This is a genomic window from Parvularcula marina (genome assembly GCF_003399445.1).
GTDB lineage: Bacteria > Pseudomonadota > Alphaproteobacteria > Caulobacterales > Parvularculaceae > Parvularcula > Parvularcula marina.
On sequence record NZ_QUQO01000001.1, the window covers coordinates 2,060,263 to 2,081,722 of the forward strand.

The 21,460-nt window shown below is 60.4% G+C and carries 23 protein-coding genes; 18 read left to right on the plus strand and 5 right to left on the minus strand.

Annotated features, from left to right (window positions below):
- Positions 1-79: 79 nt before the first annotated feature.
- Entirely contained in the window at positions 80-1,045 is a 966-nt protein-coding gene (locus DX908_RS10005) for an NAD-dependent epimerase/dehydratase family protein (protein WP_116392201.1), read from the minus strand.
- 56 nt (positions 1,046-1,101) lie between these two features.
- Here DX908_RS10005 and DX908_RS10010 point away from each other — a divergent pair, with 56 nt between their 5' ends.
- The 7 genes from DX908_RS10010 to DX908_RS10040 all read left to right on the plus strand — a co-directional run bounded on the left by DX908_RS10010 (position 1,102) and on the right by DX908_RS10040 (position 6,728).
- Positions 1,102-1,704 (plus strand): nicotinate-nucleotide adenylyltransferase, encoded by a 603-nt coding sequence (locus DX908_RS10010; protein WP_199564672.1) that lies wholly within the window; start codon positions 1,102-1,104, stop codon positions 1,702-1,704.
- 57 nt (positions 1,705-1,761) lie between these two features.
- On the plus strand, positions 1,762-2,250 hold the full coding sequence (gene rsfS, locus DX908_RS10015; RefSeq protein ID WP_370337269.1) for a ribosome silencing factor: 489 nt from the start codon (positions 1,762-1,764) through the stop codon (positions 2,248-2,250).
- A 12-nt stretch (positions 2,251-2,262) separates the two neighbouring features.
- Positions 2,263-2,748, plus strand: coding sequence for a 23S rRNA (pseudouridine(1915)-N(3))-methyltransferase RlmH (locus DX908_RS10020; protein ID WP_199564673.1), 486 nt, complete (start codon positions 2,263-2,265; stop codon positions 2,746-2,748).
- 52 nt (positions 2,749-2,800) lie between these two features.
- Positions 2,801-3,982 carry a murein hydrolase activator EnvC family protein gene (locus tag DX908_RS10025; protein WP_147303771.1) on the plus strand — a complete coding sequence of 394 codons (1,182 nt, stop codon included), beginning with the start codon at positions 2,801-2,803 and terminating at the stop codon, positions 3,980-3,982.
- A 105-nt stretch (positions 3,983-4,087) separates the two neighbouring features.
- Positions 4,088-5,590: a S41 family peptidase gene (locus tag DX908_RS10030; protein ID WP_233508673.1), complete on the plus strand. Its 1,503-nt coding sequence runs from the start codon at positions 4,088-4,090 to the stop codon at positions 5,588-5,590.
- Positions 5,591-5,690: 100 nt separating this feature from the next.
- Positions 5,691-6,104, plus strand: coding sequence for a helix-turn-helix domain-containing protein (locus DX908_RS10035; protein WP_116392205.1), 414 nt, complete (start codon positions 5,691-5,693; stop codon positions 6,102-6,104).
- Positions 6,105-6,203: 99 nt separating this feature from the next.
- Complete coding sequence (locus tag DX908_RS10040) at positions 6,204-6,728, plus strand: DUF4199 domain-containing protein (protein WP_158548650.1); 525 nt, start codon at positions 6,204-6,206, stop codon at positions 6,726-6,728.
- Positions 6,729-6,953: 225 nt separating this feature from the next.
- Here DX908_RS10040 and DX908_RS10045 read toward each other — a convergent pair whose 3' ends face one another.
- Positions 6,954-7,823, minus strand: a complete 870-nt coding sequence (locus tag DX908_RS10045) for a TerC family protein (protein ID WP_199564674.1) — start codon at positions 7,821-7,823, stop codon at positions 6,954-6,956.
- A gap of 160 nt (positions 7,824-7,983) precedes the next feature.
- Here DX908_RS10045 and DX908_RS10050 point away from each other — a divergent pair, with 160 nt between their 5' ends.
- From DX908_RS10050 to atpC, 10 genes are all read left to right on the plus strand, one after another.
- Entirely contained in the window at positions 7,984-9,720 is a 1,737-nt protein-coding gene (locus DX908_RS10050; protein ID WP_116392207.1) for a hypothetical protein, read from the plus strand.
- 146 nt (positions 9,721-9,866) lie between these two features.
- Positions 9,867-10,415 carry a F0F1 ATP synthase subunit delta gene (locus tag DX908_RS10055; protein WP_116392208.1) on the plus strand — a complete coding sequence of 183 codons (549 nt, stop codon included), beginning with the start codon at positions 9,867-9,869 and terminating at the stop codon, positions 10,413-10,415.
- A 3-nt stretch (positions 10,416-10,418) separates the two neighbouring features.
- The gene (gene atpA / locus DX908_RS10060; RefSeq protein WP_116392209.1) at positions 10,419-11,951 is read left to right on the plus strand and encodes a F0F1 ATP synthase subunit alpha; all 1,533 of its coding nucleotides are present in this window, start codon (positions 10,419-10,421) and stop codon (positions 11,949-11,951) included.
- Positions 11,952-11,963: 12 nt separating this feature from the next.
- Entirely contained in the window at positions 11,964-12,332 is a 369-nt protein-coding gene (locus tag DX908_RS10065; protein WP_116392210.1) for a hypothetical protein, read from the plus strand.
- Positions 12,332-13,210, plus strand: coding sequence for a F0F1 ATP synthase subunit gamma (locus DX908_RS10070; RefSeq protein WP_116392211.1), 879 nt, complete (start codon positions 12,332-12,334; stop codon positions 13,208-13,210). Before DX908_RS10065 ends, DX908_RS10070 begins: the two co-directional genes overlap by 1 nt.
- Before the next feature lie 25 nt (positions 13,211-13,235).
- The gene (gene atpD, locus DX908_RS10075; RefSeq protein WP_116392212.1) at positions 13,236-14,663 is read left to right on the plus strand and encodes a F0F1 ATP synthase subunit beta; all 1,428 of its coding nucleotides are present in this window, start codon (positions 13,236-13,238) and stop codon (positions 14,661-14,663) included.
- Between the two features lie 242 nt (positions 14,664-14,905).
- Positions 14,906-15,076, plus strand: coding sequence for a hypothetical protein (locus DX908_RS16315; RefSeq protein WP_158548652.1), 171 nt, complete (start codon positions 14,906-14,908; stop codon positions 15,074-15,076).
- 256 nt (positions 15,077-15,332) lie between these two features.
- Entirely contained in the window at positions 15,333-15,503 is a 171-nt protein-coding gene (locus DX908_RS16320; RefSeq protein ID WP_158548654.1) for a hypothetical protein, read from the plus strand.
- A gap of 154 nt (positions 15,504-15,657) precedes the next feature.
- Positions 15,658-15,816 (plus strand): hypothetical protein, encoded by a 159-nt coding sequence (locus DX908_RS16325; RefSeq protein WP_158548656.1) that lies wholly within the window; start codon positions 15,658-15,660, stop codon positions 15,814-15,816.
- Between the two features lie 526 nt (positions 15,817-16,342).
- Entirely contained in the window at positions 16,343-16,726 is a 384-nt protein-coding gene (gene atpC / locus DX908_RS10080) for an ATP synthase F1 subunit epsilon (RefSeq protein WP_116392213.1), read from the plus strand.
- A gap of 2 nt (positions 16,727-16,728) precedes the next feature.
- Here the strand turns inward: atpC and ccmI are convergent, their stop codons facing one another.
- Positions 16,729-17,862 carry a c-type cytochrome biogenesis protein CcmI gene (gene ccmI / locus DX908_RS10085; RefSeq protein WP_158548658.1) on the minus strand — a complete coding sequence of 378 codons (1,134 nt, stop codon included), beginning with the start codon at positions 17,860-17,862 and terminating at the stop codon, positions 16,729-16,731.
- Between the two features lie 319 nt (positions 17,863-18,181).
- On the opposite strand from ccmI, the gene gdhA reads away from it, so the two are divergent.
- Entirely contained in the window at positions 18,182-19,558 is a 1,377-nt protein-coding gene (gene gdhA / locus DX908_RS10090) for an NADP-specific glutamate dehydrogenase (RefSeq protein ID WP_199564746.1), read from the plus strand.
- 30 nt (positions 19,559-19,588) lie between these two features.
- Here the strand turns inward: gdhA and DX908_RS10095 are convergent, their stop codons facing one another.
- Positions 19,589-20,581, minus strand: a complete 993-nt coding sequence (locus DX908_RS10095) for an aspartyl protease family protein (protein WP_116392215.1) — start codon at positions 20,579-20,581, stop codon at positions 19,589-19,591.
- An 11-nt stretch (positions 20,582-20,592) separates the two neighbouring features.
- Positions 20,593-21,300: a Crp/Fnr family transcriptional regulator gene (locus tag DX908_RS10100; protein WP_158548660.1), complete on the minus strand. Its 708-nt coding sequence runs from the start codon at positions 21,298-21,300 to the stop codon at positions 20,593-20,595.
- Between the last annotated feature and the right edge of the window lie 160 nt (positions 21,301-21,460).

The window sequence follows — 21,460 nt, forward strand, 5'->3', positions numbered from 1 at the left end:
CTCATGCCCTCCGTCGTCGGCGTTCCATCATTCTGACAGTTCGGGATGGGCGACGCAAACGTTACATGTATTCAGTCGATTATTCCGTCCGCCAGTCGCGGAACCACGACACGAATTTCTCCAGCCCCTCATCAAGCGACGTCCCCGGTGCATAGCCAAGCTCCTTGCGGGCCCGGTCAATATTGGCCCATGTGCGCTCAACGTCGCCGGGCTGCATCGGTTCAAAATTTTTGACCGCTTCTTTGCCTGCATGTTTTTCGATCAGGGCGATCATGGTCATCAGCTCTTCAGGCGAGTCATTGCCGAGATTGTAAACTCTGTGGGGAATGCCGCGCTCATCGGGGATGGCGGGCGTATCGAGCGCGGAGAGGATGCCGGCGACACAGTCATCGATATAAGTGAAGTCGCGGCCCATCCTGCCCTGATTGAAAACGCGGATCGGCTCGTCCTTCATCACCTTGTCGGTGAAGATCCAGTAGGCCATGTCCGGCCGGCCCCATGGTCCGTAAACGGTGAAAAACCTGAGGCCTGTCAGGTCGAGCCCGTAAAGCCGGGCATAGGAATGAGAGAGCAGCTCATTCGACTTCTTGGTCGCGCCGTAGAACGAGACAGGATCGTCGGTCCGGTCGGTCTCCGAAAAAGGGATCTGGGTGTTGCCGCCATAGATCGAGCTGGAGGAGGCGTAGACGGTCTTCTTGACCTCGGCCTGACGGGCCAACTCCAGCACGCGGGCATGACCCTGAAGGTTTGAATGCACGTAAGCGGAGGGGTTCTCGATTGAGTATCTGACCCCGGCCTGGGCGGCGAGATGGATGATCCTGTCGGGTTTTGCGGGCAGGTGGTCGAAGACGTCTTCGGCGATATCCCCTTGGATAAAGGTGAACCCCGTCCGGCCTGACAGCTCATCGAGGCGGGCCTGCTTCAGCCCCAGCCCGTAATAGCTGTTCACATTGTCGACCCCGATGACCTCTTCACCACGGTCGAGCAGTGCCTTGATCGTGTGGAAGCCGATAAATCCTGCGGCCCCTGTCACGAGAACTGCCATAGAGCTATGCCCTTCAACTGAACTGGCCCGGCCTTGCCCGGGCGGAGGAGTGGACGTTGCGAAAGATCACCCAGGATCTCGAAGGTCACCTGTCGATAGGTATCCTCGGCGGATCCTTCAATCCCGCGCATCGCGGCCACTTAGAAGTAACGCGCGCCGCGCGCCACCTCCTTTCTCTAGACAGATGCTGGTGGCTCGTCAGCCCCGGCAATCCCCTCAAAGACCCCGAAGGCTATGCGCCGTTCGAGGAGCGCTTCGCGGCGGCGGAGGATCTGACCCGGCAATTTCGCTGGCTGACGGTCAGCGGGATGGAGCAGCGCTTAGGCACGCGCTTTACGGTCGACACCATGCGGGTACTGACGGCACGCTTTCGCCATGCCCGTTTTGTCTGGCTGATGGGCGCGGATAGTCTTGCGACTTTTCATCTCTGGCGGGACTGGCAGGCGATTGCGCAGATGGTGCCAATGGCTGTCATCTCCCGGCCGGGCGAGCAGATGGCGGCGCTCACTTCCCCTGCGGCGCGGGCCTTGTCGCGCTACCGGATCCCCGCTGATGAGGCGAGGACACTTGCCGCGCGAAAGGCGCCCGCATGGGTCTACCTGCCGGTTGTGCATAATCCCGTGAGTTCCACGGAGATCCGTGAAAAAAGAGACCCTTAAAACTCGCGCCAAAAAGTGTTACGTCAGAACGGCTTCCCGAAGGAGGAAGTGTTTACCTTGGAGGCAGGCCTGATCGCTCAGTCCGCAAATGGCGACACTCTGATTGCCGCCAATACTGTTCATACGGTGGATGAAGACACCAGTACCCCCGGTGGGCAGGAAACCCTGAACCTAATTCTGAACCGTCTCGACGAGGATCAGGCGATTGATGTCGTCCCGATCGAACTCGTCGGCAAATCCGACGTGGCCGATGCCATGGTGATCGCCTCTGGCCGGTCCCAGCGGCATGTCGGCGCGATGGCGGACAAGATCGCGCGCGATCTCAAAGACGCCGGCGTCAAGGAAGTCTCAATCGAGGGGCTGCCCGCCTGTGACTGGGTGCTACTCGATGCGGGCGATGTCGTAGTGCATCTCTTCCGCCCTGAGGTCCGGGATTTCTACAATCTCGAGCGGATCTGGGCGCCAGAGCTTTTCGACGAAAAAGCCGCCGGTGAGTTCGAGCCGAAGACCGATGCCTTTGAGCTGAAGGCCCAGGACGAGGACTAGCTTCTGTTCCGTTTGAGCATCGCCGCGGCCGGTAAGGATCGCGGCACGCCAACTGCCGAGATGACCGGGACCTATCTTGACCGCGCGAGCGGTATGGCCCGGGGCCTCGGCATCGACGGCCCCTCCCTCCATGTCATCGAAGCGCCCAAGGCGCTTTCCGGTCCTGAGCGTCAGGCGCGCGAAGCCGAGCTTTTGCTTGGCGCGGTGCCGCCGGGCGACGGGATCATCCTGCTCGAAGAGCGGGGGAAGAACATGAAAAGCCGGGACATCGCCGCGCTGATCGAAAAGCACCGGGACGATGGCGCGGGTGGGCTTCATTTCATGATCGGCGGGGCGGATGGCTTTGGCTCTGCCCTGACTAAAGATCACCCTCAGGTGCGCGGCACGCTGTCTTTTGGGGCGGCAACATGGCCGCATATGCTTTGCCGGGTGATGCTGGCCGAGCAGCTCTACCGCGCGATGACCCTTCTTGCGGGGCATCCCTATCACCGGGACTGACCCTATGGTGTCCGCGCGCGACCCGCGATACGGGAAGATCATGCGGATTTTGGTGAGTATCATCAGCCTCTTCGCGCTCGGGGCGGCTGCAGCTCAGGATGTGCCCGAAGAGGCGCAGGACGAGGCTGAACGCCTGCGCCAGATCGAAGAGCAACGCGCCGAGAATGCTCGTCGCGCCGCCGAGATCCGCGAACGGGCCGAAGCCGCCGCTGCCGCGCTTGAGGCTTTGCGCTCCCGACTTGTCGATACCGCGAGTGGCTTGCGCGAAGCAGAAATCCGGCTGACGCAGGTAGAGGAATCGCTCGCCCGCCTCGATGAAGAAGAGAAGGCCGCACTTGCTACGCTGGAACGGCGGCAGGAGGCGCTCTCACAGGTGCTTGCCGCGCTGATCTCGCTCGAACGCGCGCGTCCACCGGCGCTGGCGGTCTCGCCGGAAGATGCGACCCGCGCCGCCGTTGCGGCGATCACCCTATCGGCGGTCAGCCCTGAGCTTGAAGGCGAAGCAAAGCGCCTGCGCGAAGATATCGACCGTATTGCCCGCCTGCGTGAACGCCGCGCTACGGAACGAGAAGAGCTCGAACAGGCCGAAACCGCGCTCGCCGAGCGCCGCCGCCTACTCGAAGACCTCCTTCAGCAGCGCGAAGCCGCACGGCAGGAAGATGCTGACGCACTCGCCGCCCTTGAAGAAGAGGACCGCCGCCTTGCGCGTGAAGCCTCGAATTTGCGCGAGCTGATCGCCGGGATCGCCGCGCGGGAACGCCCAGAAGTCCCCGACCTGCCGGACGTTCTGCCCGGCGGCCCGGAAGTCTACACCAATCTGCCCGACCGTTTCTCGCTGGCGCGGGCCCAGCTTACTTTGCCAGCGGCAGGGCGCATCCTTTCGGTCTTCGGCGAGCGCGGCGATGATGGCGCGCGCGAGGACGGGATTGCGATCGTCACCCGAGCCGGTGCTGTTGTGACCGCGCCCTTTGATGGGGTGATCGACTGGGCAGAAGCCTTCGGGCGGCTTGGCAATGTCGTCATTATTGATGTCGGGGAAGAATACCGCCTTGTGCTGATCGGTTTGGGCGAGCTTGATGTCCGCCGGGGCCAGCAGGTGCGCGCGGGCGAACCGCTAGGTGCCATGGCGCGTGAGGGCGCGGGCCTCTTGAAGTTTCAGGTCCGCCGCCGTGACCTGCCGGTTAACCCTGTGCCGTGGCTACGGCCGTCACTTGTTGCAACTGGATCAGATTAAATTTGGAATTCTCTCACGAACTTCACTTAAGACTACCCTTCCGGGTCTTTGCGCGGCAGCCATAGTCGTGTCAGACTACATTCCGTTTTCCGATAAGGATTCGCTATGACCAATAAATTCCGCCCCCTCAAAACGCGCTCGACCCGTATGTCATCGAGAGTCTCCGTTTCCGCCATGGCCGCCGCGATGGTCGCCGGTGGTGTGCTGACGGCAGCAGCGCTGACCAGCGGATTTGCCCGGCCGAATTTCAATGCCGAGACTTTCCAGCAGCTCGACCTCTTCGGTGAGGTCTTCGAGCAGGTGCATGAGAATTACGTCTCCGAGCCGGAAGACAAGGTCATCATCGAAGGCGCGATCGACGGTATGCTGTCCTCGCTGGATCCGCATTCAAGCTACCTCACGGTTGAGGATTTCGACCGGATGCAGGAGCAGACCCGCGGCTCTTTCGCCGGGCTGGGCATTCAGGTCAGCCAGGAAACCGAAGGCGCGGGCCGCGGCCTTGTGAAAGTTATCTCGCCGATCGACGAGACCCCGGCTGCGCGGGCCGGTCTCCAGCCGGGCGACCTGATCTATGAAATCGATGGCGAAAGCGTCTTCGGTATGACCCTTGATGAGGCGATCTCGCTGATGAAGGGCCCCAAGGGGACGGCTGTCGACATCAAGCTGATCCGCGAAGAAGAAAACGAGCCGCTCGAATTCAACATCGTGCGCGATATCGTAACCGTCAGCCCCGTGATTTCCCGCCTTGAAGAAGGCGGCATCGGCTATGTGCGCCTGACGGGCTTCACCGCCCAGACCGAGCGCAAGATGCGCGAAGCGATCCGTGACCTGAAGGAAGAGAATGACGGTGAGCTCAAGGGCCTCGTCCTCGACCTGCGGAACAATCCGGGTGGCCTGCTCGATCAGGCGGTCGGTGTCTCCAACGCCTTCCTTGATGGTGGCGAGATCGTCTCGACCAAAGGCCGCCGCCGCAAGGACTCGATGCGCGAAGTTGGCGAGCCGGGCGAGATGCTCGCCGGTGTCCCGATCATCGTCCTCGTCAATGCGGGTTCGGCTTCGGCTTCTGAAATCGTCGCCGGTGCGTTGCAGGACCGCAACCGTGCTTTGCTGCTCGGCACGAAATCCTTCGGCAAGGGCTCGGTCCAGACCGTGCTGCCGCTGCAGAACGGCATGAATGGCGCACTCCGCCTGACGACGGCGCGTTACTACACGCCGTCAGGCCGCTCGATTCAGGCGCAAGGCATCGTCCCTGACATTGTCATGCCGATCACTCGTCCGGGTCAGGAAGAGCCTGCTCAGCGCCGCCGTGAGGCAGACCTTCGCGGGGCACTTGATGTGCCGGAAGATGCCGCTGAAGACATGGTCGATGCCGATCCGGAAGTAGAAGAAGCACCAGAAGGCCCGACCACGGCCCAGCAGATCTTGCTCGACGGGCAGGCATCGCTGAAGAAAAAAGAACGGGAAAAGGAAAACGCCACCGCCCTCTTCGTTGAGCCGACCGAATGTCCGCTCGAGGAAGATTGCCAGCTCAATCGTGCGCTGGAATTGCTCGGTGACAAGCCGACCTATGCCCAGCTCCTCTCGGATGCGAGCGCCATCGAGCGCTAAGCCGCCGGCATATCAACAGATCAAGAAGCCCCGCTTTCGTGCGGGGCTTTTCTTTTAGGCCGCTTGCCACCCCTGAGGCTTTCGCGGCATCTTCGGGGCCATGTTGCGCACGGCTTTTCTCTACGGGCTAATCCTCGCTGTCGCCGGGTTCGTCGTCGTCTGGATCGAGGCGTCGACCAGTTTCGGCCTGATCGCCCCGCAATTCGGGCTGATCGCGCTGGCGGCCGGATTTCTAGCGCTCGGCATCTGGGCAGGACGGCGCTTCCTGCCAGCTGGTCCGCCCGCCGATGACGGCCCGAACACGGCGGCCATCTCGACGCTCGGGCTCTCCCCGAGAGAGATCGAAGTCCTCTCCGCCCTCGCCATCGGCCAGTCGAACAAGGAAATCGCACGCCAGCTCGATATCTCGCCCAACACGGTGAAGGCCCATGTCGGCAGCCTTTGCCGCAAGCTGGAAGTCTCGCGCCGGGGCGAGGCGGTCTCAGCGGCACGAAAACTGCGAATTCTGGTCTGAATCGCTCACCCAGACGGCTAAATACCCATTCGGGTAATAGAGAAATCGGGCATTCTGGGCCCTTCTCGCGCCATGCGAGAAACAAAAAGGAGACCCCGCATGCTTCGTTACGGCCTTATCTACGGCGGGATCGCCGGCGCGATCACCATCCTCGTCATGGTCATCGGCATGATGTTCGCGACCGAGCCCGGTGCCGGGACCAGCTCCATGCTGGTCGGCTATCTCATCATGCTGCTGGCGATGGTGATGATCTTTGTCGGCATGCGGCAATATAGAGACCGCGAGCAGGGCGGCCTCATCAGCTTCTGGACCGCGCTCAAGCTCGGCGCATTAATGGCACTGGTTGCCGGTGTCGCTTACGTCATCTGCTGGGAGATTTATCTGGGGTTCACGGGTTCCGCTTTCATTGATGGCTACACCGCTGCTGCGATCGATAAGCTGGACGGGCAGGGCCTTCCGGAAGCTGAGCTTCAGAAGAAGATCGACGAGATCAACAAGATGGGTGAGATGTACGGCAATCGGCTGTTCCGGATGCCGATGACCATGCTGGAGATCCTGCCGGTCGGGCTCATCGTTGCGGCGATCAGCGCGTGGATTGTTCAGCGTAAACCCAGCGTGGTGTGAGTTTAGGAGTGTGCCACCTCTCCCTTATCCGAGGGAGAGGTCGAGGCATGCCTATTCAAACCGAACTCTCAACCCGCTCATCCCCGCGCAGGCGGGGATCTGGTCTTGCGTGACGGCGGCTAAGTTCATCTTTGTACACGCCGAAAATGAGAGAGAGCGGCGGCTCAGAGGCAGATGCCCGCCTGCGCGGGCATGAGCGGAAGAAAAGCAAGCTGGAGAACAGCCTCACGCCTCGGCGGGGCTATTCTCCTTGGTCTGAAGAAGGCCGACATCGGGTTCGGTGGTTGGCACGCCCTGACGCGCGGCTTCTTCACGCGCGGCCATCAGCTTGTTGCGGTATTTCGACTGGGTCACGGAGACGCCGACCATGATGAAGATCACGAAATAGAAGCTCGCTTTCGACATCGCATGCACTTCGTATCCAAAGAGGGTGAGGTGGGCGAGGTGCCCGCCATCGGTGACCAAGAGGATGCCGACGACCAAGAGGATGAAAAGCCCGACGACTTCATAGGCGCGGTTCTTCTCAAGGAAGCGGGCGACGTGATCGGACAGCCAGATCATCAGGATACCCCCGACCACGATCGAGGCGGCGATGACGAGGAAGCGTTCGGAGAGAGCGACCGCGGACAGGAGACTGTCGAACGAGAAGACAAGGTTCATGATGACGATCAGCGCCAGCGCCGAGGCGACCGGGCGTTTGCCGACGGCTTCTGCATGTTCGAGGTGGTCGACCGAGAGAAGGTGGAAGATCTCCTTCATCGCCGTCCAGATGATGAATGCGCCGCCCGCGAGCGTCAGGAGTGCCCGTAATGTGAATTCACCGTGCACGAACCCTTCGCTCCAGCCGAACAGGGGTTCGGTGACCGCATTGAACGTAAAAAGGATGACAAAAAGCAGGATCAGCCGGAAACCGAGCGCGATCCCGATGCCCATCCGGCGCACATAGGCTTGTTTGGAGGCCTCGACTCGGCGGCTCTCAATCGTGATGTAGAGCAGGTTGTCGAACCCCAGCACCGCCTGAAGCAGGACGAGCATCAGGAATGTGAACAGGTTCGAGAGCGTGAACAGGCCCTCAAGGCTGAATGCGTTCTCCAAGGTTTCCCCCTCAGAATAGATTGTTACTTGCCGCGGGGTGTTACGCGACGTTGTCAGAAGATTGAAATGCCAATGTCATCCGGGCCCGTCGAGCCGGAAAAAAGTCGACGCCTGCGTCTCTCTCGCGTTAAGACCTTAATCAAGGGACTGGGGGACTGACGTGCTGCGGGAAATCAAGCTCAACCACCGCGATCGAAAGCGGATGAAGGTGCTGACCCGCGCTGTCGTCACCCGGCTATTGCCGCAGACACCCGAATTGCAGGGCATTCTGAACCGCGGCGAGAACCGCGCGATCCGGGTGCTCTCGACCTTTCCTGGCCTTCTGATGGCCGCTGGCGCCTACTTCCTCTTCTATAAATATGGCGCGATGCTTGAGGGCATCCCTTATCTTGAGCATCTGGCGGACCAGACCGGCATGATTGTCGGCGCGCTTTGCGTTTTCGTCCTCTTTGTCTTCTTCAACCCGCTCGCAGGCTGGCTCGATAACCGCTTCATGCAGTTCTGGAGCGGGGTCTACATGTTCCGCTTCAAATGGGCGCAAGGGGATAAGGCGGCGGAAGTCCTCGATGCGGCTGAGAGCCTGATCCGCACGCGGCCTGACAAGATTGTCGAGGCGCTGCGCGAGGAGATCGAGGACACGAAAAGTCTCTCCATCCCGAAGCAGGTGATGGAGGTGATTGATGGCTTTCCGGGGCCCGGCGCGCCCAGTGCCATCATCATCCGCAAATTCATGGAGCGGCGGCTGAAATCGCAATATCTCGCCGACCGGTTCGAGGGCATGCGCAGCGATGAGCGCGATTACGCCAAGCGCTATTTCCTGCGGGCTAGGGCGGTGCGGAATGCCATCCGCTCCCAGCTCCTCCTCAATGAGCTCGGCGCCGAATTACGCGCGGAAATCCCCGCTGGCCCCGACTGGCAGCGGTTTTACTGGTCCCAGCCCAATGCGCAGGAAACGACGCTGTTTGACTCCAAAGACTTCCACCAGCGTTTCCGGACCGCCGCGCCGCATTACCGCTGGCCGGTCGCAACGGCGAAGGATTCGGTGGGGGAGACGGCTGTGTTCAGGTTGGTCGCGGCGATCGAGAACCCGATGCGTCAGGCGATCTATGCGATCAATGTGCGGGAAATCATCGATGCCTTCCCGGAGGTGATCCGCTCTTTCATCGAGCATGAAGAAGGCGAGATCGACGAGGATGACGCCCGCGTCCCGGCGCTGACCGAGCTTTATCTCGAGCTTTTGCAAAGCATTGATGTGCAGATGTTCGGCAAATGGGACCGCCGGACCCTGCGCCCGAGCTCCGATGTGCACATTATCCCGCAGCCGGTCCTCAAGAACGCAGCGCCTGCGGGACAGGAGCCAGACTGGCTCTTACGCTGGGATCCCAACCGGATCGACTGGAGCCTCTTTGACGACAGTGACGGGAACACCCGGCGCGCCTTTGCCGTGCTTGCCGAGTCGATTGACCGGCTGGGTCAGCGCTCGACCCCGATCATCCTGTCGCGCGGCGACACGCTGCTGATTGATAATCTGCGCTGCCTCGTCGCCCGCCGTGAGCTTGATGCCAAGCGGCTCGCGGGGGCCAAGCGGGCGGCGATGTATCCGCTGACATGGTGGCTGCGCGGCTATTACGGTTTCCGCCAGCCAACCGCCGAGCCCATCGTCCGTGATGAAGCACCCCAGATCGTGCCGATCACCGAGGATGAGCTGAAGTCAAAATCGGATTTCACAGATGAGGAGCCGACCCCGCGTGAGGTTCATGAAATCGGCCCGCATTCGGTCCTCGAATTCGTCGAAGAGACGCCAGAAGCGGAAGATGCACATCGTGCGCTGCTGGTCCCGCGGCGGCAGGGAGCGCCGGAAATGAGGCGCTTGAGAGAGCCCGGCGAAATTCTCTGACAATCGCCTGTCCAGTCCTTGTTGCACCGCACGGGGGTGCATGCTATCCGCCCGCGAAATTTGGATGCCTTCAGCCCTGAAGGCGCCTCTTCACTTGTTATTCCCGATACAGGCATCTGCCTGTCCCGCCCACGGAGGAACCCCGCATGGCCGATTCCAGGTCGGAAGTCGCTGAGCGGTATGCCGAAGCCCTGTTTGAACTCGCGCTTGAAGAAGGCGCGCTCGAGACTGCCGAAGCCGATATGAAAGAAATCGGTGCGGCGCTTGAGCAGAGCGACGATCTGCGCCGTCTCGTTGAATCGCCGGTCTTTGACCGTGATGTCATCGCAGATGCGCTGAGTGTCGTTCTAGAGCAGGCCGGCGCATCGCTGACCGTCAAGAATTTCGTGAAGCTCCTTGCCCGGAACGGCAGGGCTTCCGCACTGGCCGGTGTCGTCGCCGCATTCGCTGCGCGCGCTGCCGACCATCGTGGCGAGGTCTCGGCAGAGGCTGTCTCCGCAGCGCCGCTTTCGGCGGACCAGGAGAAGTCCCTGCGCCAGCAGATCGAAGCCAAGGTCGGCAAGAGCGTCGTCCTTACCACCCGCACCGATGCATCTTTGCTGGGCGGCCTTGTCGTCAAGGTCGGCTCGAAGATGATCGACTCATCCCTCCGTACAAAGCTCAACAGACTGCAACAGTCTCTGAAAGAGGCCTGACCCATGGAACTTAACGCGGCTGAAATCAGCTCGATCCTCAAGCAACAGATCAAGGACTTCGGCAAGGAAGCCGAAGTCTCCGAGATCGGACAGGTTCTGTCCGTCGGTGACGGGATCGCCCGCGTCTACGGTCTCGACAACGTCCAGGCGGGCGAAATGGTCGAGTTCGACGGCGGCATCAAAGGCATGGCGCTGAACCTCGAAGACGACAATGTCGGCGTCGTGATCTTCGGTGACGATACCGGAATTAAAGAAGGCGCGACCGTTCGCCGGACCAGCTCCATCGTGGACGTGCCTGTCGGGCGCGGCCTGCTTGGCCGGGTCGTCGACCCGCTCGGCAACCCGATCGATGGCAAAGGCCCGATCATGTATGAAGAGCGCCGCGTCGTGGACGTCAAAGCGCCGGGCATCCTGCCGCGGAAATCCGTGCACGAGCCTGTGCAGACCGGCATCAAGGCCATCGACTCGATGATCCCGATTGGCCGTGGCCAGCGCGAACTCGTCATTGGCGACCGTCAGACCGGCAAGACCGCCATCTGCATCGACGCCATGCTCAACCAGAAGCAGCCCAATGCGGCGGCTGCGGATGATTCGGGCAAGCTGTTCTGTATCTATGTCGCTATCGGTCAGAAACGCTCGACGGTCGCCCAGATCGTCAAGACGCTCGAAGATAATGGCGCGCTGGAATACACCGTCGTCGTGGCCGCGACCGCTTCCGAGCCGGCCCCGCTGCAGTTCCTTGCGCCGTTTGCCGGTTGCGCCATGGGCGAGTTCTTCCGCGACAACGGCATGCACGCCGTGATCGTTTATGACGACCTCTCCAAACAGGCCGTTGCCTATCGTCAGATGTCGCTGCTGCTTCGCCGTCCGCCGGGGCGCGAAGCCTATCCGGGCGACGTCTTCTATCTTCACTCGCGGCTTCTTGAGCGCGCAGCGAAGCTGAACGAAGATCATGGTCTTGGTTCGCTGACCGCGCTGCCGGTCATTGAGACGCAGGCGAACGACGTGTCGGCCTATATTCCGACCAACGTGATCTCGATCACCGACGGCCAGATCTTCCTTGAGACGGACCTCTTCTTCTCGGGCATCCGTCCGGCCGTGAACGTCGGTCTGTCGGTGTCTCGTGTGGGCTCTGCGGCTCAGATCAAGGCGATGAAACAGGTTGCCGGCAAGATCAAAGGTGAGCTTGCTCAGTATCGTGAGCTTGCAGCCTTCGCCCAGTTCGGCTCCGACCTCGATGCGGCAACGCAGGCCACGCTGAACCGTGGTGCGCGCCTCACCGAGCTTCTCAAACAGCCGCAATATTCGCCGCTGCAGGTTGAGGAACAGGTCGTCGTGATCTTCGCGGGTACGCGCGGCTATCTCGACAAATTCCCGGTCGAGCGCGTTGGCGCTTTTGAGGAAGAGCTCCTGCGCCACATGCATTCGAGCCATTCGGATGTCCTCACGACGATCCGTGACGAGAAGAAACTCTCTGACGAGATGGAAAAGAAACTCATCGAAGTTCTCGACGCCTTCTCGAAAAACTTCGCGTAAGGAGCAGGGTGGGTGGCTGCACGAAAAGCATATGCTTTGACGGCACTTGCCGCCCTCGGCCTGTCCGCCTGCGCGTCTTCGGGCACTTATGATCTTCGGCCTGCCTATCTTGCGGCGGTGCCGGAGGCGACCTCCACCTATCTCGACTGCGACGGGGTGTCGGATGTTGTTTGCGACTGCCGCCGCGGCGGGCTGGAGCAAGAATTCCCGAAACCCAGCCTGACCGATTTTGACGCCGGCTATAAGGTGCTGGCCGCCGAGATCGATAACGGCGCGACGCACGATGAGGCGGAAGTCAAAGCCATTCACACTGTCTTCGCCGAAGTCACCAAGGACATCGAAGACATCTGTTCGTATCATGAGAAAGAGGCGGCAAACTAATGCCCTCACTTAAGGATCTCAAAAACCGGATCGGCTCGGTCAAATCGACCCAGAAGATCACCAAGGCCAAGCAGATGGTCGCCGCGGCCAAGCTGCGCCGGGCTGAGGAAGCTGCCACCGCCGCTCGTCCCTATGCGGAGCGGATGGAGACGGTGCTCTCGAACCTCGCCGCTGGTATGGGCGAAGGTGCAAGCGGGCCGAAGCTGCTGACCGGCACAGGCGAAAACAAAGTCCACCTTCTGGTCGTCGCAACGGCAGATAAAGGTCTTTGTGGTGCCTTCAACTCCTCGATCGTCCGGCTGGCGCGCGAGCGCATCGTCAAGCTCGAGGGCGAAGGCAAGACGGTCAAGATCTTCACCGTCGGCAGCAAGGGCTATGACCAGCTTCGCCGTCTTTATGCGGACAAGATCGTCAAGCGGGTCGACTTCAAGGACCAGAAGACGGTCGGTTTCGACGCGGCAAAAGACATTGCCGAAGATCTGCTTGAAATGTTCGAAGCGGGCGAATTCGACATCGCCACGATTTTCTTCGGCAAATATAAATCCGTGATCGCACAGGTGCCGACCGCCACGCAGGTCATTCCTGCCGATCCGCCGGAAGTCTCCGAAGACGCCGCGATCACCGCACCTTATGAATATGAGCCGGATGAGGAGCGTATCCTCAAGACCCTGCTGCCGCGCTATGTCGCCGTTCAGGTCTTCCGTGCCCTGCTTGAAAACATGGCGTCCGAACAGGCCGCCTCGATGACCGCCATGGACAATGCGACCCGCAATGCCGGCGATCTCATCGACAAGCTGAACCTGCAATATAACCGCGCCCGCCAGGCGCAGATCACCACCGAACTTATCGAAATCATCGCCGGGGCCGAAGCGGTCTAACGGGCGAAGGAGGTAAAGAAGAGAAATGTCACAAGGACGAGTTTCACAGGTTATCGGCGCTGTCGTCGACGTTGAGTTCGATGGCGAGCTGCCGTCGATCCTCAATGCTCTGGAGACGGACAACCATGGCAACCGCCTGGTGCTCGAGGTTGCTCAGCACCTCGGCCAGAACACGGTACGGACCATCGCCATGGACTCGACTGAAGGTCTGGTGCGCGGTCAGGCTGTCACCGATACGGGCGACGCGATCCGCGTGCCGGTCGGCGAAGCAACGCTCGGCCGCATCATGAACGTGATCGGTGAGCCGGTGGACGATGCCGGCCCAATTCAGACCGAAGACCGCCGCGCCATTCACCAATCGGCGCCGCCCTTCGTTGAGCAATCAACCGAAGCGGAAGTCCTCGTCACTGGCATCAAGGTCGTCGACCTTCTCTGCCCTTACGCACGGGGCGGCAAGATCGGCCTCTTCGGCGGTGCAGGCGTCGGCAAGACCGTTCTTATTCAGGAACTCATCAACAACATCGCAAAAGTGCACGGCGGTTACTCCGTGTTTGCTGGTGTTGGTGAGCGGACCCGTGAAGGTAACGACCTTTACTGGGAAATGATCGAATCCAATGTGAACAAGAACCCGGCCGAAAATGGCGGCTCGGCGGCTGGCTCCAAAGCCTCGCTGATCTACGGCCAAATGAACGAGCCTCCCGGGGCCCGTGCTCGCGTCGCGCTCGCCGGTCTTTCGGTGGCTGAGCACTTCCGTGATCAGGGCCAGGATGTTCTGTTCTTCGTCGACAACATCTTCCGCTTCACGCAGGCCGGTGCAGAGGTGTCCGCACTTCTCGGCCGGATCCCGTCCGCTGTGGGCTACCAGCCGACGCTGGCCACCGACATGGGCACGCTGCAGGAACGCATCACGACGACGACCAAGGGCTCGATTACGTCCGTGCAGGCCATCTACGTGCCAGCTGACGACCTGACTGACCCGGCGCCGGCAACTTCGTTCGCCCACCTTGACGCCACGACCGTTCTTAATCGGGCGATTTCGGAAAAAGGCATCTACCCGGCTGTGGACCCGCTCGACTCGACCTCGCGGATCCTCGACCCGCGCGTCGTTGGCGAAGAGCACTATCAGGTCGCCCGCGGCGTTCAGAACATCCTTCAACGCTACAAGGCACTGCAGGACATCATCGCCATCCTCGGCATGGACGAGCTCTCAGAAGAAGACAAACTCACCGTGGCCCGCGCCCGGAAAGTGGAACGCTTCCTCAGCCAGCCATTCGACGTTGCTGAAGTCTTCACCGGTTCTCCGGGCATCCAGGTGCCGCTCGAAGATACGGTCCGTTCCTTTAAAGGTCTGATCGGTGGCGAATACGACCACCTGCCAGAGCAGGCCTTTTACATGGTCGGCGCAATTGAAGATGCGATCGCCAAAGCCGATAAAATGGCCCAAGCCGCTTAAGCGACTGAAATTAAAAGATAAAATGGCCGGTCACCCTCGCGGTGGCCGGCTTTTTTCTTGGTCGATTCGGTCAAATTCAATCGATTACGGCAATTTCTCGCTCGTTAACTTCAAATTTTAAGCTCTTTCGAACCTCATTCGCGTCAATCTGTGATGGTCATCACAGCGGGGTGTGGGGCGGTGAATTAGGTTCTGATCATCGGACGGGGAGAGCCCGACGGTGATCAGGAGGAGAGAAGACCATGACTGCCATTTTTGACCGCGCTTTCGTTGCCCTCGGAGTTGATGCCCATGACCTCACGAGCGTCAAAGGCCGGTCAGCGATCTATCTTGGCCTGATGGCCATGGCAGTTGCCTGTCTCTCTCTCGTTGGCGGGATTTGCAGCAATCTCGTCGGGGGTCCGGTCGCTTAAAGCTCTCCCCTACCGATACGGATACCCCATTATCCTGACTAAGCGGCGCCGCCCTCCCGGCGCCGTTTTTTCGTGTACAAGGGGCCGTTCCAGATCCCCAAAAGCCATATTTTTCGCGATTTTGACGTCAGTTTGAGACCGATTTGCCGATCTTTCTCATCAATCTGTGATGCCCGTCACAGCGGGTCCGGGCTCGAAAGGATAGTTTTGTCTCATCGGACGGGGAAGCCCGGATGACCTTAAGAGGAGAGAGACCATGACCGCCATTTTTGACCGCGCTTTTGTTGCCCTCGGTGTCGATGCCCACGATCTCACGAGCGTCAAAGGCCGGTCGGCCATCTATGTTGGTTTGATGGCCATGGCGGTCGCGGGCGTGACGCTCGCAGGCGGGATTGTCACCAATCTGGCCGGTGGACCGGTTGTCTGAGGTTTCCCCTTCCGATTTATGCCCCTCCTTACTGGCGCCCCTCAGGGGCGCCTTTTTTTTGCGAATCGTGCAACAGATTTGTGTCTGGGTGGTTCTGGTAAGTGGAGTTTAGGTCCCTATATCGAAAGTCAATAAGATGACCGGAGAGCCAAAAATGACCCGCACCTTTGACAGAGCCTTTGTGGCCATGGGTGTCGATGCTAAAGACCTGACCGCTATGCGCGGCCGTTCGGTCATCTATGCCGGCCTCATCATGATGGCCGCAGGTGCGCTCCTCCTGGGGGCGGCAATCATTTCCAATATTGCTTCGTAAGAACTCGCCTGCTTTTCCCGGTGGATTTTCCATAAAAGACGCCGACCTGTGACGCCCGTCACACCCGCCTCAGCCCCCATTGAATAGGTTGCCTTTGTCGGCAGCCCAAACCGACACCCTAAGACCGGGGAAACCCGGGCACTCAATCGGTGGAAGGAAACGGCGTTCCCACAATGCCGAGGTCTCATTGCCCTGAGACTTTCATCCGACCGCAGATTCGCCCGGGAGGGACTGACAAGCTCACACCTGCCTCAGAGCTTGGCGGCCCCATCAAACCGGTTCCCGTGTGCACCTTTGGGAGAGGGGACGCACGAATACCCTAAAGGACCCTCCCACGGGGTCTGGAACTCAAAACCCGTCACCATTGCCCTGGTGACGGGTTTTTTTCATTTCTTCCCGAATGGATGCGAATGTGAGCTGAGATAACGAGTTCTTGATGCCGACAGGCCCCGGACATGTTGCACCCGCGAGGGGCCTCGTCTAAACGCCCGCAAATTCTCTTTTCCGATCTGCAAGGACCCCGCCCGTGGCTGAATTTCATTTCTCGCTCGTCTCTCCCGAAAAGGAACTCTATGCCGGGGAGGCCCAGTCCGTCTCCGTGCCCGGAACCGAAGGGATTTTCGAGGCCATGCCGGGCCATGCGCCGGTCATGTCGACCCTCTCGCCGGGCATTCTGTCCTTCAAAGGAACGGATGGCGCCGAGGCCCGCTTTTATGTGCGTGGCGGTTTCGCTGATGTGACCGCAACGGGTGTCACGGTTCTGGCTGAACTCGCCGTGCCGGAAGCCGAGCTCAAGGGTAACTTGCTCGCTGAAGAGAAATCCCTCGCTGAGACGCAGCTTGCCGCCGATCATTCACCGGAAGAAAATCTCGACGCGAGCCGCGCTGGCGACGTTCTCGCCGGGTACTGAGCTTAGCGCCCTTCCAGAAACGCTTTTGCCGCTGCATCATCGGGGTCCCGCTTGAGGACTTCGCGATGGGCTAAGGCTGCATCATCCGTCCGGCCAAGGACTTCATAGGCGCGCGCAAGCCGTTTCCAGCCTTCGACATCATCGGGTTCTTCCGCCAGCCGGGCGGCCAGTCCCTCGACCATGCCCTCGATCATCTGCTGGCGGTCATCCGCCGACATGTTCTGGGCGGCTTGCATCTGTTCCGTAGACGGCCCGGCAAAGCGGCGTTCCTCTTCCGCCGGCGGCAGGCTTTCAGGCGAGAGCTGGGCGATCAGGCCATCCACTGCTGGCAGCCACGGCGCCCCATCGGCTGAATTTTCCCGCAAATTGCGAAGGTCTGCCAGCGCGCCGGGGACGTCTCCGGCTTGGGCGCGAGCGAGCGCGAGATAATAGACCGACTGCGGATCACCGGGGTAATCCTCGAGGATCAGCTCGAAGATCTGACGCGCCTCATCCCCGACAACACCTTCATTGGCGAGCACCATGACCTCGGCCATCTCGCCCGCCATCTGAGCGTCCCCGCCGCCGGTCAGCCGGTTGATCTGGGCATAGGCGCGCAGCGCGTTGTCATACTCGCCGAGCCGGGCATAGGTGCGGGCGAGCAGAGTGAAACCGTCGACATCCTCTGTCTCGGTCTCAAGTCGTTTCTCAAGGGCGGTAATCTGCTGGTCGAGCTCGGGGTGGCGTTCATTCGCGGCAAGCTGCTCCCGCGCCTGTGAGGGAGAGATCGCGGACGGCATCTGCGGGCCGTCCGGCGTGCCCAGCGTCAGATAAATCAGGGCGCCAGCCAGCGGAATCGCGGCTAGCGACGCAATCACAGCCAGCCGTCCGGCCCGGCTGACGGTCGTTGTGCGAGCGGCCTCTTCACGCTTGAGCGCCTGCAACAGGCGGCGCTCGATCTCGCTCTTGGCGGCAGCTTTCTGATCCTCCGTCAGCACTCCCCGTGCGGCATCGCGGTCAAGCTCTGCCAGCTGGTCCTGATAGATCGCCACATCACGGGATTCGGCGCTGTCGCTCTTTTCCTGCCGGAAGAACGGCCAGCTCAGAAAAGCCAGTATGATCAGCGTGATCAGCCCGCCGGCTAAAATGATGGTCAAGATTGGCAACTTTCTTGCGCTAAGATGAGGGTCATTAACCGGTGAAAACGGCGCGGACCAGCTTTCCTAGGCGCGCTTCAACGGTTAAGCTGTGGTTAATTGTGGGGGTAATACGATGTTCAAACGCAGAAAACCGACAACTGCCTCGACCAAGGTCGTGCGCAAGCTCGGGCCAAGTCCAACACCGCCGAAAGTAGATGTGGCCCCGGCCGATGCGAAGTCGACCGTCGCGCAAAGCCATACAATTGCCCAGCAGCTCTCCGAAGGCCCGACCGGGGCAGGCACGCCGCTGCCGGAAGTCACACGCAAGATGACGACCATGCCGAAAGTCTCGCTCGCAGGCAGCAGCTCGCGTAGCGCTGGTGATCTGAAGACATTCATGGCCGGGGTAGTGGCGCGCAATCCGGGTGAGCCTGAATTCCATCAGGCCGTTCAGGAAGTTGCCGAAAGCATCCTGCCTTTCGTCGCTGACAACCCGCAATATCGCGACACGATGATCCTTGACCGGATGACCGAGCCAGACCGCCAGATTTCCTTCCGCGTGCTGTGGCAGGACCGGGACGGCAATGTGCAGATGAACCGCGGCTACCGCGTTCAGTTCAACGGCGCGATCGGTCCCTATAAGGGCGGCATCCGTTTCCACCCCAGCGTGACAGCCAGCGTCCTGAAGTTCCTCGGCTTTGAACAGACCTTCAAGAACTCGCTGACCGGCCTGCCCATGGGCGGCGGCAAGGGCGGCTCGAATTTCGATCCCAAGGGCAAGACCGATGCCGAGATCATGCGGTTCTGCCAGAGTTTCATTACCGAGCTTTATCGCCATATTGGTGAGGATACGGACGTTCCGGCCGGTGATATCGGCGTTGGTGCGCGCGAAGTCTCCTACATGTTCGGCCAGTATCGCCGCATCACCAATAAATGGACCGGCGTTTTCACCGGCAAGGGTCTCGATTTCGGCGGCTCCCTGATCCGGAAAGAAGCGACCGGCTATGGCGCGGTCTACTTCATCCAGAACATGCTCGTCGCAGCGGGTGACTCGATGGACGGCAAGGCCGTCTGCATTTCGGGCTCAGGCAATGTTGCAACCTATGCGGCGGAAAAAGCGACCCAGCTTGGCGGCACGGTTCTCACCCTGTCTGACTCGCGGGGCACGATCTATGATCCCAACGGCATCACGCCGGAGAAGCTCGAGATCGTCAAACAGATCAAGGAAGTCGAACGCGCACCGATCGCGGTCTATGCGGACCGGGTGAAGGGCGCGAGCTTCCATGAAGGCTCACGGCCCTGGGGCGTTGCCTGTGATGTCGCCATTCCGTGTGCGACGCAAAACGAGTTGGAAGCCGAAGACGCAAAACTCCTCATCAAGAACGGCATCAAGGCCGTTGGGGAAGGCGCGAATATGCCTTCGACGCTTGAGGCGGTGCATATGCTGCAACAGGCCGGTGTCATGTTTGGTCCGGCTAAGGCGGTCAATGCGGGCGGGGTTGGCGTCTCTGGTCTTGAGCAGAGCCAGAACTCGCTGCGGCTTTCCTGGTCGGCCGAAGAGGTCGAGGACAAGCTGCGCAACATCATGGCCTCAATCCATGAGCAATGCATGATGTACGGCCAGGACGGTCAGTATGTGAACTATGTCAAGGGCGCGAATATCGCCGGCTTCCGTAAGGTGGCCGATGCGATGCTTGCTCAAGGCTATATCTGATCACGGTCCGGATCAGTCTGGCGGGATTATTCAAGGCGCTCCTTCGGGGGCGCCTTGTTCATATTTGAGGTGCGGACCGTTGGGGTCGATATAGACCATGCCGCCCTGAAAATCGATGACATACCGCCGTGTAGTGAACATGTCTGCGCCTGCGATGATCAGCGGCTGGCCTTCGCCCACCATGGGTTCGAGAGCATCAAGGTCGAAGATGAAAAAGCGTGGGGCGCCCCAGAAATGGCCGCCGATCTGGAAGCGGTCAACGATGATGGAAAGCGATGGCTTGAATGTGCCTGTTGCGCCAGAGGCCTCCCAGTCCTCACGCATGCGTTCATACATCGCGCCCAGATCGTTCTTTAAATGAGCGGTCGCCCAGTTCATGACGGAGAAATCCGCGCCCGTATCAATCAGCACGGGGACATACCGGCTGACGATCGGGGCCCTGCCGAACCAAAGGTCTCTGGTGAGTGGGCTGCCTTCGAGATGCGAGATCGGGATCTGGTCCCATCCGAGATAGGGCGTTGCGTCAAAAGTGGCAGCCGGCATGAAATCGACGCGGTCGATCTCCGGATCGAATTTGAGGGTGTAATGCTGAAGGACATCGGTGCCCAGAACGCCATCGACATCGGGTGGCTTGGGGCGCGGCTTCAGGATCGCGATATGGATATCGTCATAGACATCCTCGCCGATGGTCAGCCCGGAGAGGAGTGCGGCGGGGCGTTCATCAGAGCCTGTCAGTCCTCGGACGAGAACTTCCTCGCCTTCAATCCTTGTAGCGCCCAGCGCCTCATAGGTGCCGATATAGGCAGCGGAAGTGTTCGCGCCTGTATCCATGATGAAGGAGAAAACGCCTTTGTCACCGACTTGCAGCCGGACGACCGGCAGATCGGTTCTCGGCTCAAGAAAAGGAAGGCTGGCGGTGATGGCGGGTGCGGACGGCGAGGGGACCTCGACGGGATCCGCTGGCGTGCTGGCGCAGGATGAAAGGAGAAAGGCGGACAAAAGTGCGCCGAAAGCCTTTCTCATCCCATCACTCCTTATGCTGACTGGTCGGCAATCTCTTCGAGAGCATCGACACGGAAGAGGGTGATCAGCCCGCCGGAGCCGCCAAGCAGGCCGTCATCTTCCCAGACTTTGAGCTGGCGGTTCACATTCTCCCGCATCAGGCCGGCATGAGCGCCTAGATTGGCCTGGCTCAGCTTGATATCGACGAGGATGCCGCCTTCGGGTTGCGGCTTGCCATATTGCTCGGCGAGGCGGAGCAACGCGCGCGCAAGCCGTGGGCCTGCCTGCAATGTCGTCATCTCCTCAACGAACTCGTCCGTTTTGCGAAGGCGTCCGCAAAGGACGCCGATAATGTTGAGGGCGACTTTCGGGTGGGTCTCAAGATAGCTGATGAAACCTGTCCGGCCGATCACAAGGACACGGCTCTCTTCGATCGTGATGGCGCTCGCTGTTCGGAGGCCGCCGTCGAGGACGGCAATCTCACCAAGGACTTCACCGGGGCCCATGAAGGCCAGCACGGTTTCCTTGCCGCCTTGCGAGGTCGTGCAGATTTTGATCCGGCCGGAGAGCACGACATACATGTTCTCGGCATCTTCGCCCTGACGGCAGATCGCCTGCCGCCCCTTGAAGATCTTGATCTGGGAAATCGCGATCAGGTCATCGAGACCGTCATCGTCGATACCGGCGAAGAACGCATGCTGCCGCAATTCAAAGCGGATGCTCGCCTGTTTATCGATCATGCCTCGTGCCCAAACCGCCATAGATCGGCGGCCCCTCAACGGGGGTGGGAGCGCCCCCGCGGCTGCTAAATTCGCATAACTCTAAGCGATTATTCGGAAAAACGCACGTGTCACGAAACAGTTGAACTGCAGCGGGCCGCAACAGGGCCCGCTCCATTAC

Excerpts from the sequence above, each read along its gene's own strand:
- DX908_RS16315 (WP_158548652.1), top strand. The coding sequence starts at position 14,906 with ATGACTGCCATTTTTGACCGCGCTTTCGTTGCCCTCGGAGTTGATGCC.
- DX908_RS16325 (WP_158548656.1), top strand. The coding sequence starts at position 15,658 with ATGACCCGCACCTTTGACAGAGCCTTTGTGGCCATGGGTGTCGATGCT.
- DX908_RS10070 (WP_116392211.1), top strand. The coding sequence starts at position 12,332 with ATGCCCTCACTTAAGGATCTCAAAAACCGGATCGGCTCGGTCAAATCG.
- atpD (WP_116392212.1), top strand. The coding sequence starts at position 13,236 with ATGTCACAAGGACGAGTTTCACAGGTTATCGGCGCTGTCGTCGACGTT.
- DX908_RS10005 (WP_116392201.1), bottom strand. The coding sequence starts at position 1,045 with ATGGCAGTTCTCGTGACAGGGGCCGCAGGATTTATCGGCTTCCACACG.
- DX908_RS16320 (WP_158548654.1), top strand. The coding sequence starts at position 15,333 with ATGACCGCCATTTTTGACCGCGCTTTTGTTGCCCTCGGTGTCGATGCC.
- DX908_RS10040 (WP_158548650.1), top strand. The coding sequence starts at position 6,204 with ATGCTTCGTTACGGCCTTATCTACGGCGGGATCGCCGGCGCGATCACC.
- DX908_RS10055 (WP_116392208.1), top strand. The coding sequence starts at position 9,867 with ATGGCCGATTCCAGGTCGGAAGTCGCTGAGCGGTATGCCGAAGCCCTG.
- DX908_RS10035 (WP_116392205.1), top strand. The coding sequence starts at position 5,691 with ATGTTGCGCACGGCTTTTCTCTACGGGCTAATCCTCGCTGTCGCCGGG.
- DX908_RS10100 (WP_158548660.1), bottom strand. The coding sequence starts at position 21,300 with ATGATCGATAAACAGGCGAGCATCCGCTTTGAATTGCGGCAGCATGCG.
- DX908_RS10030 (WP_233508673.1), top strand. The coding sequence starts at position 4,088 with ATGACCAATAAATTCCGCCCCCTCAAAACGCGCTCGACCCGTATGTCA.
- DX908_RS10095 (WP_116392215.1), bottom strand. The coding sequence starts at position 20,581 with ATGAGAAAGGCTTTCGGCGCACTTTTGTCCGCCTTTCTCCTTTCATCC.
- gdhA (WP_199564746.1), top strand. The coding sequence starts at position 18,182 with ATGCCGAAAGTCTCGCTCGCAGGCAGCAGCTCGCGTAGCGCTGGTGAT.
- atpA (WP_116392209.1), top strand. The coding sequence starts at position 10,419 with ATGGAACTTAACGCGGCTGAAATCAGCTCGATCCTCAAGCAACAGATC.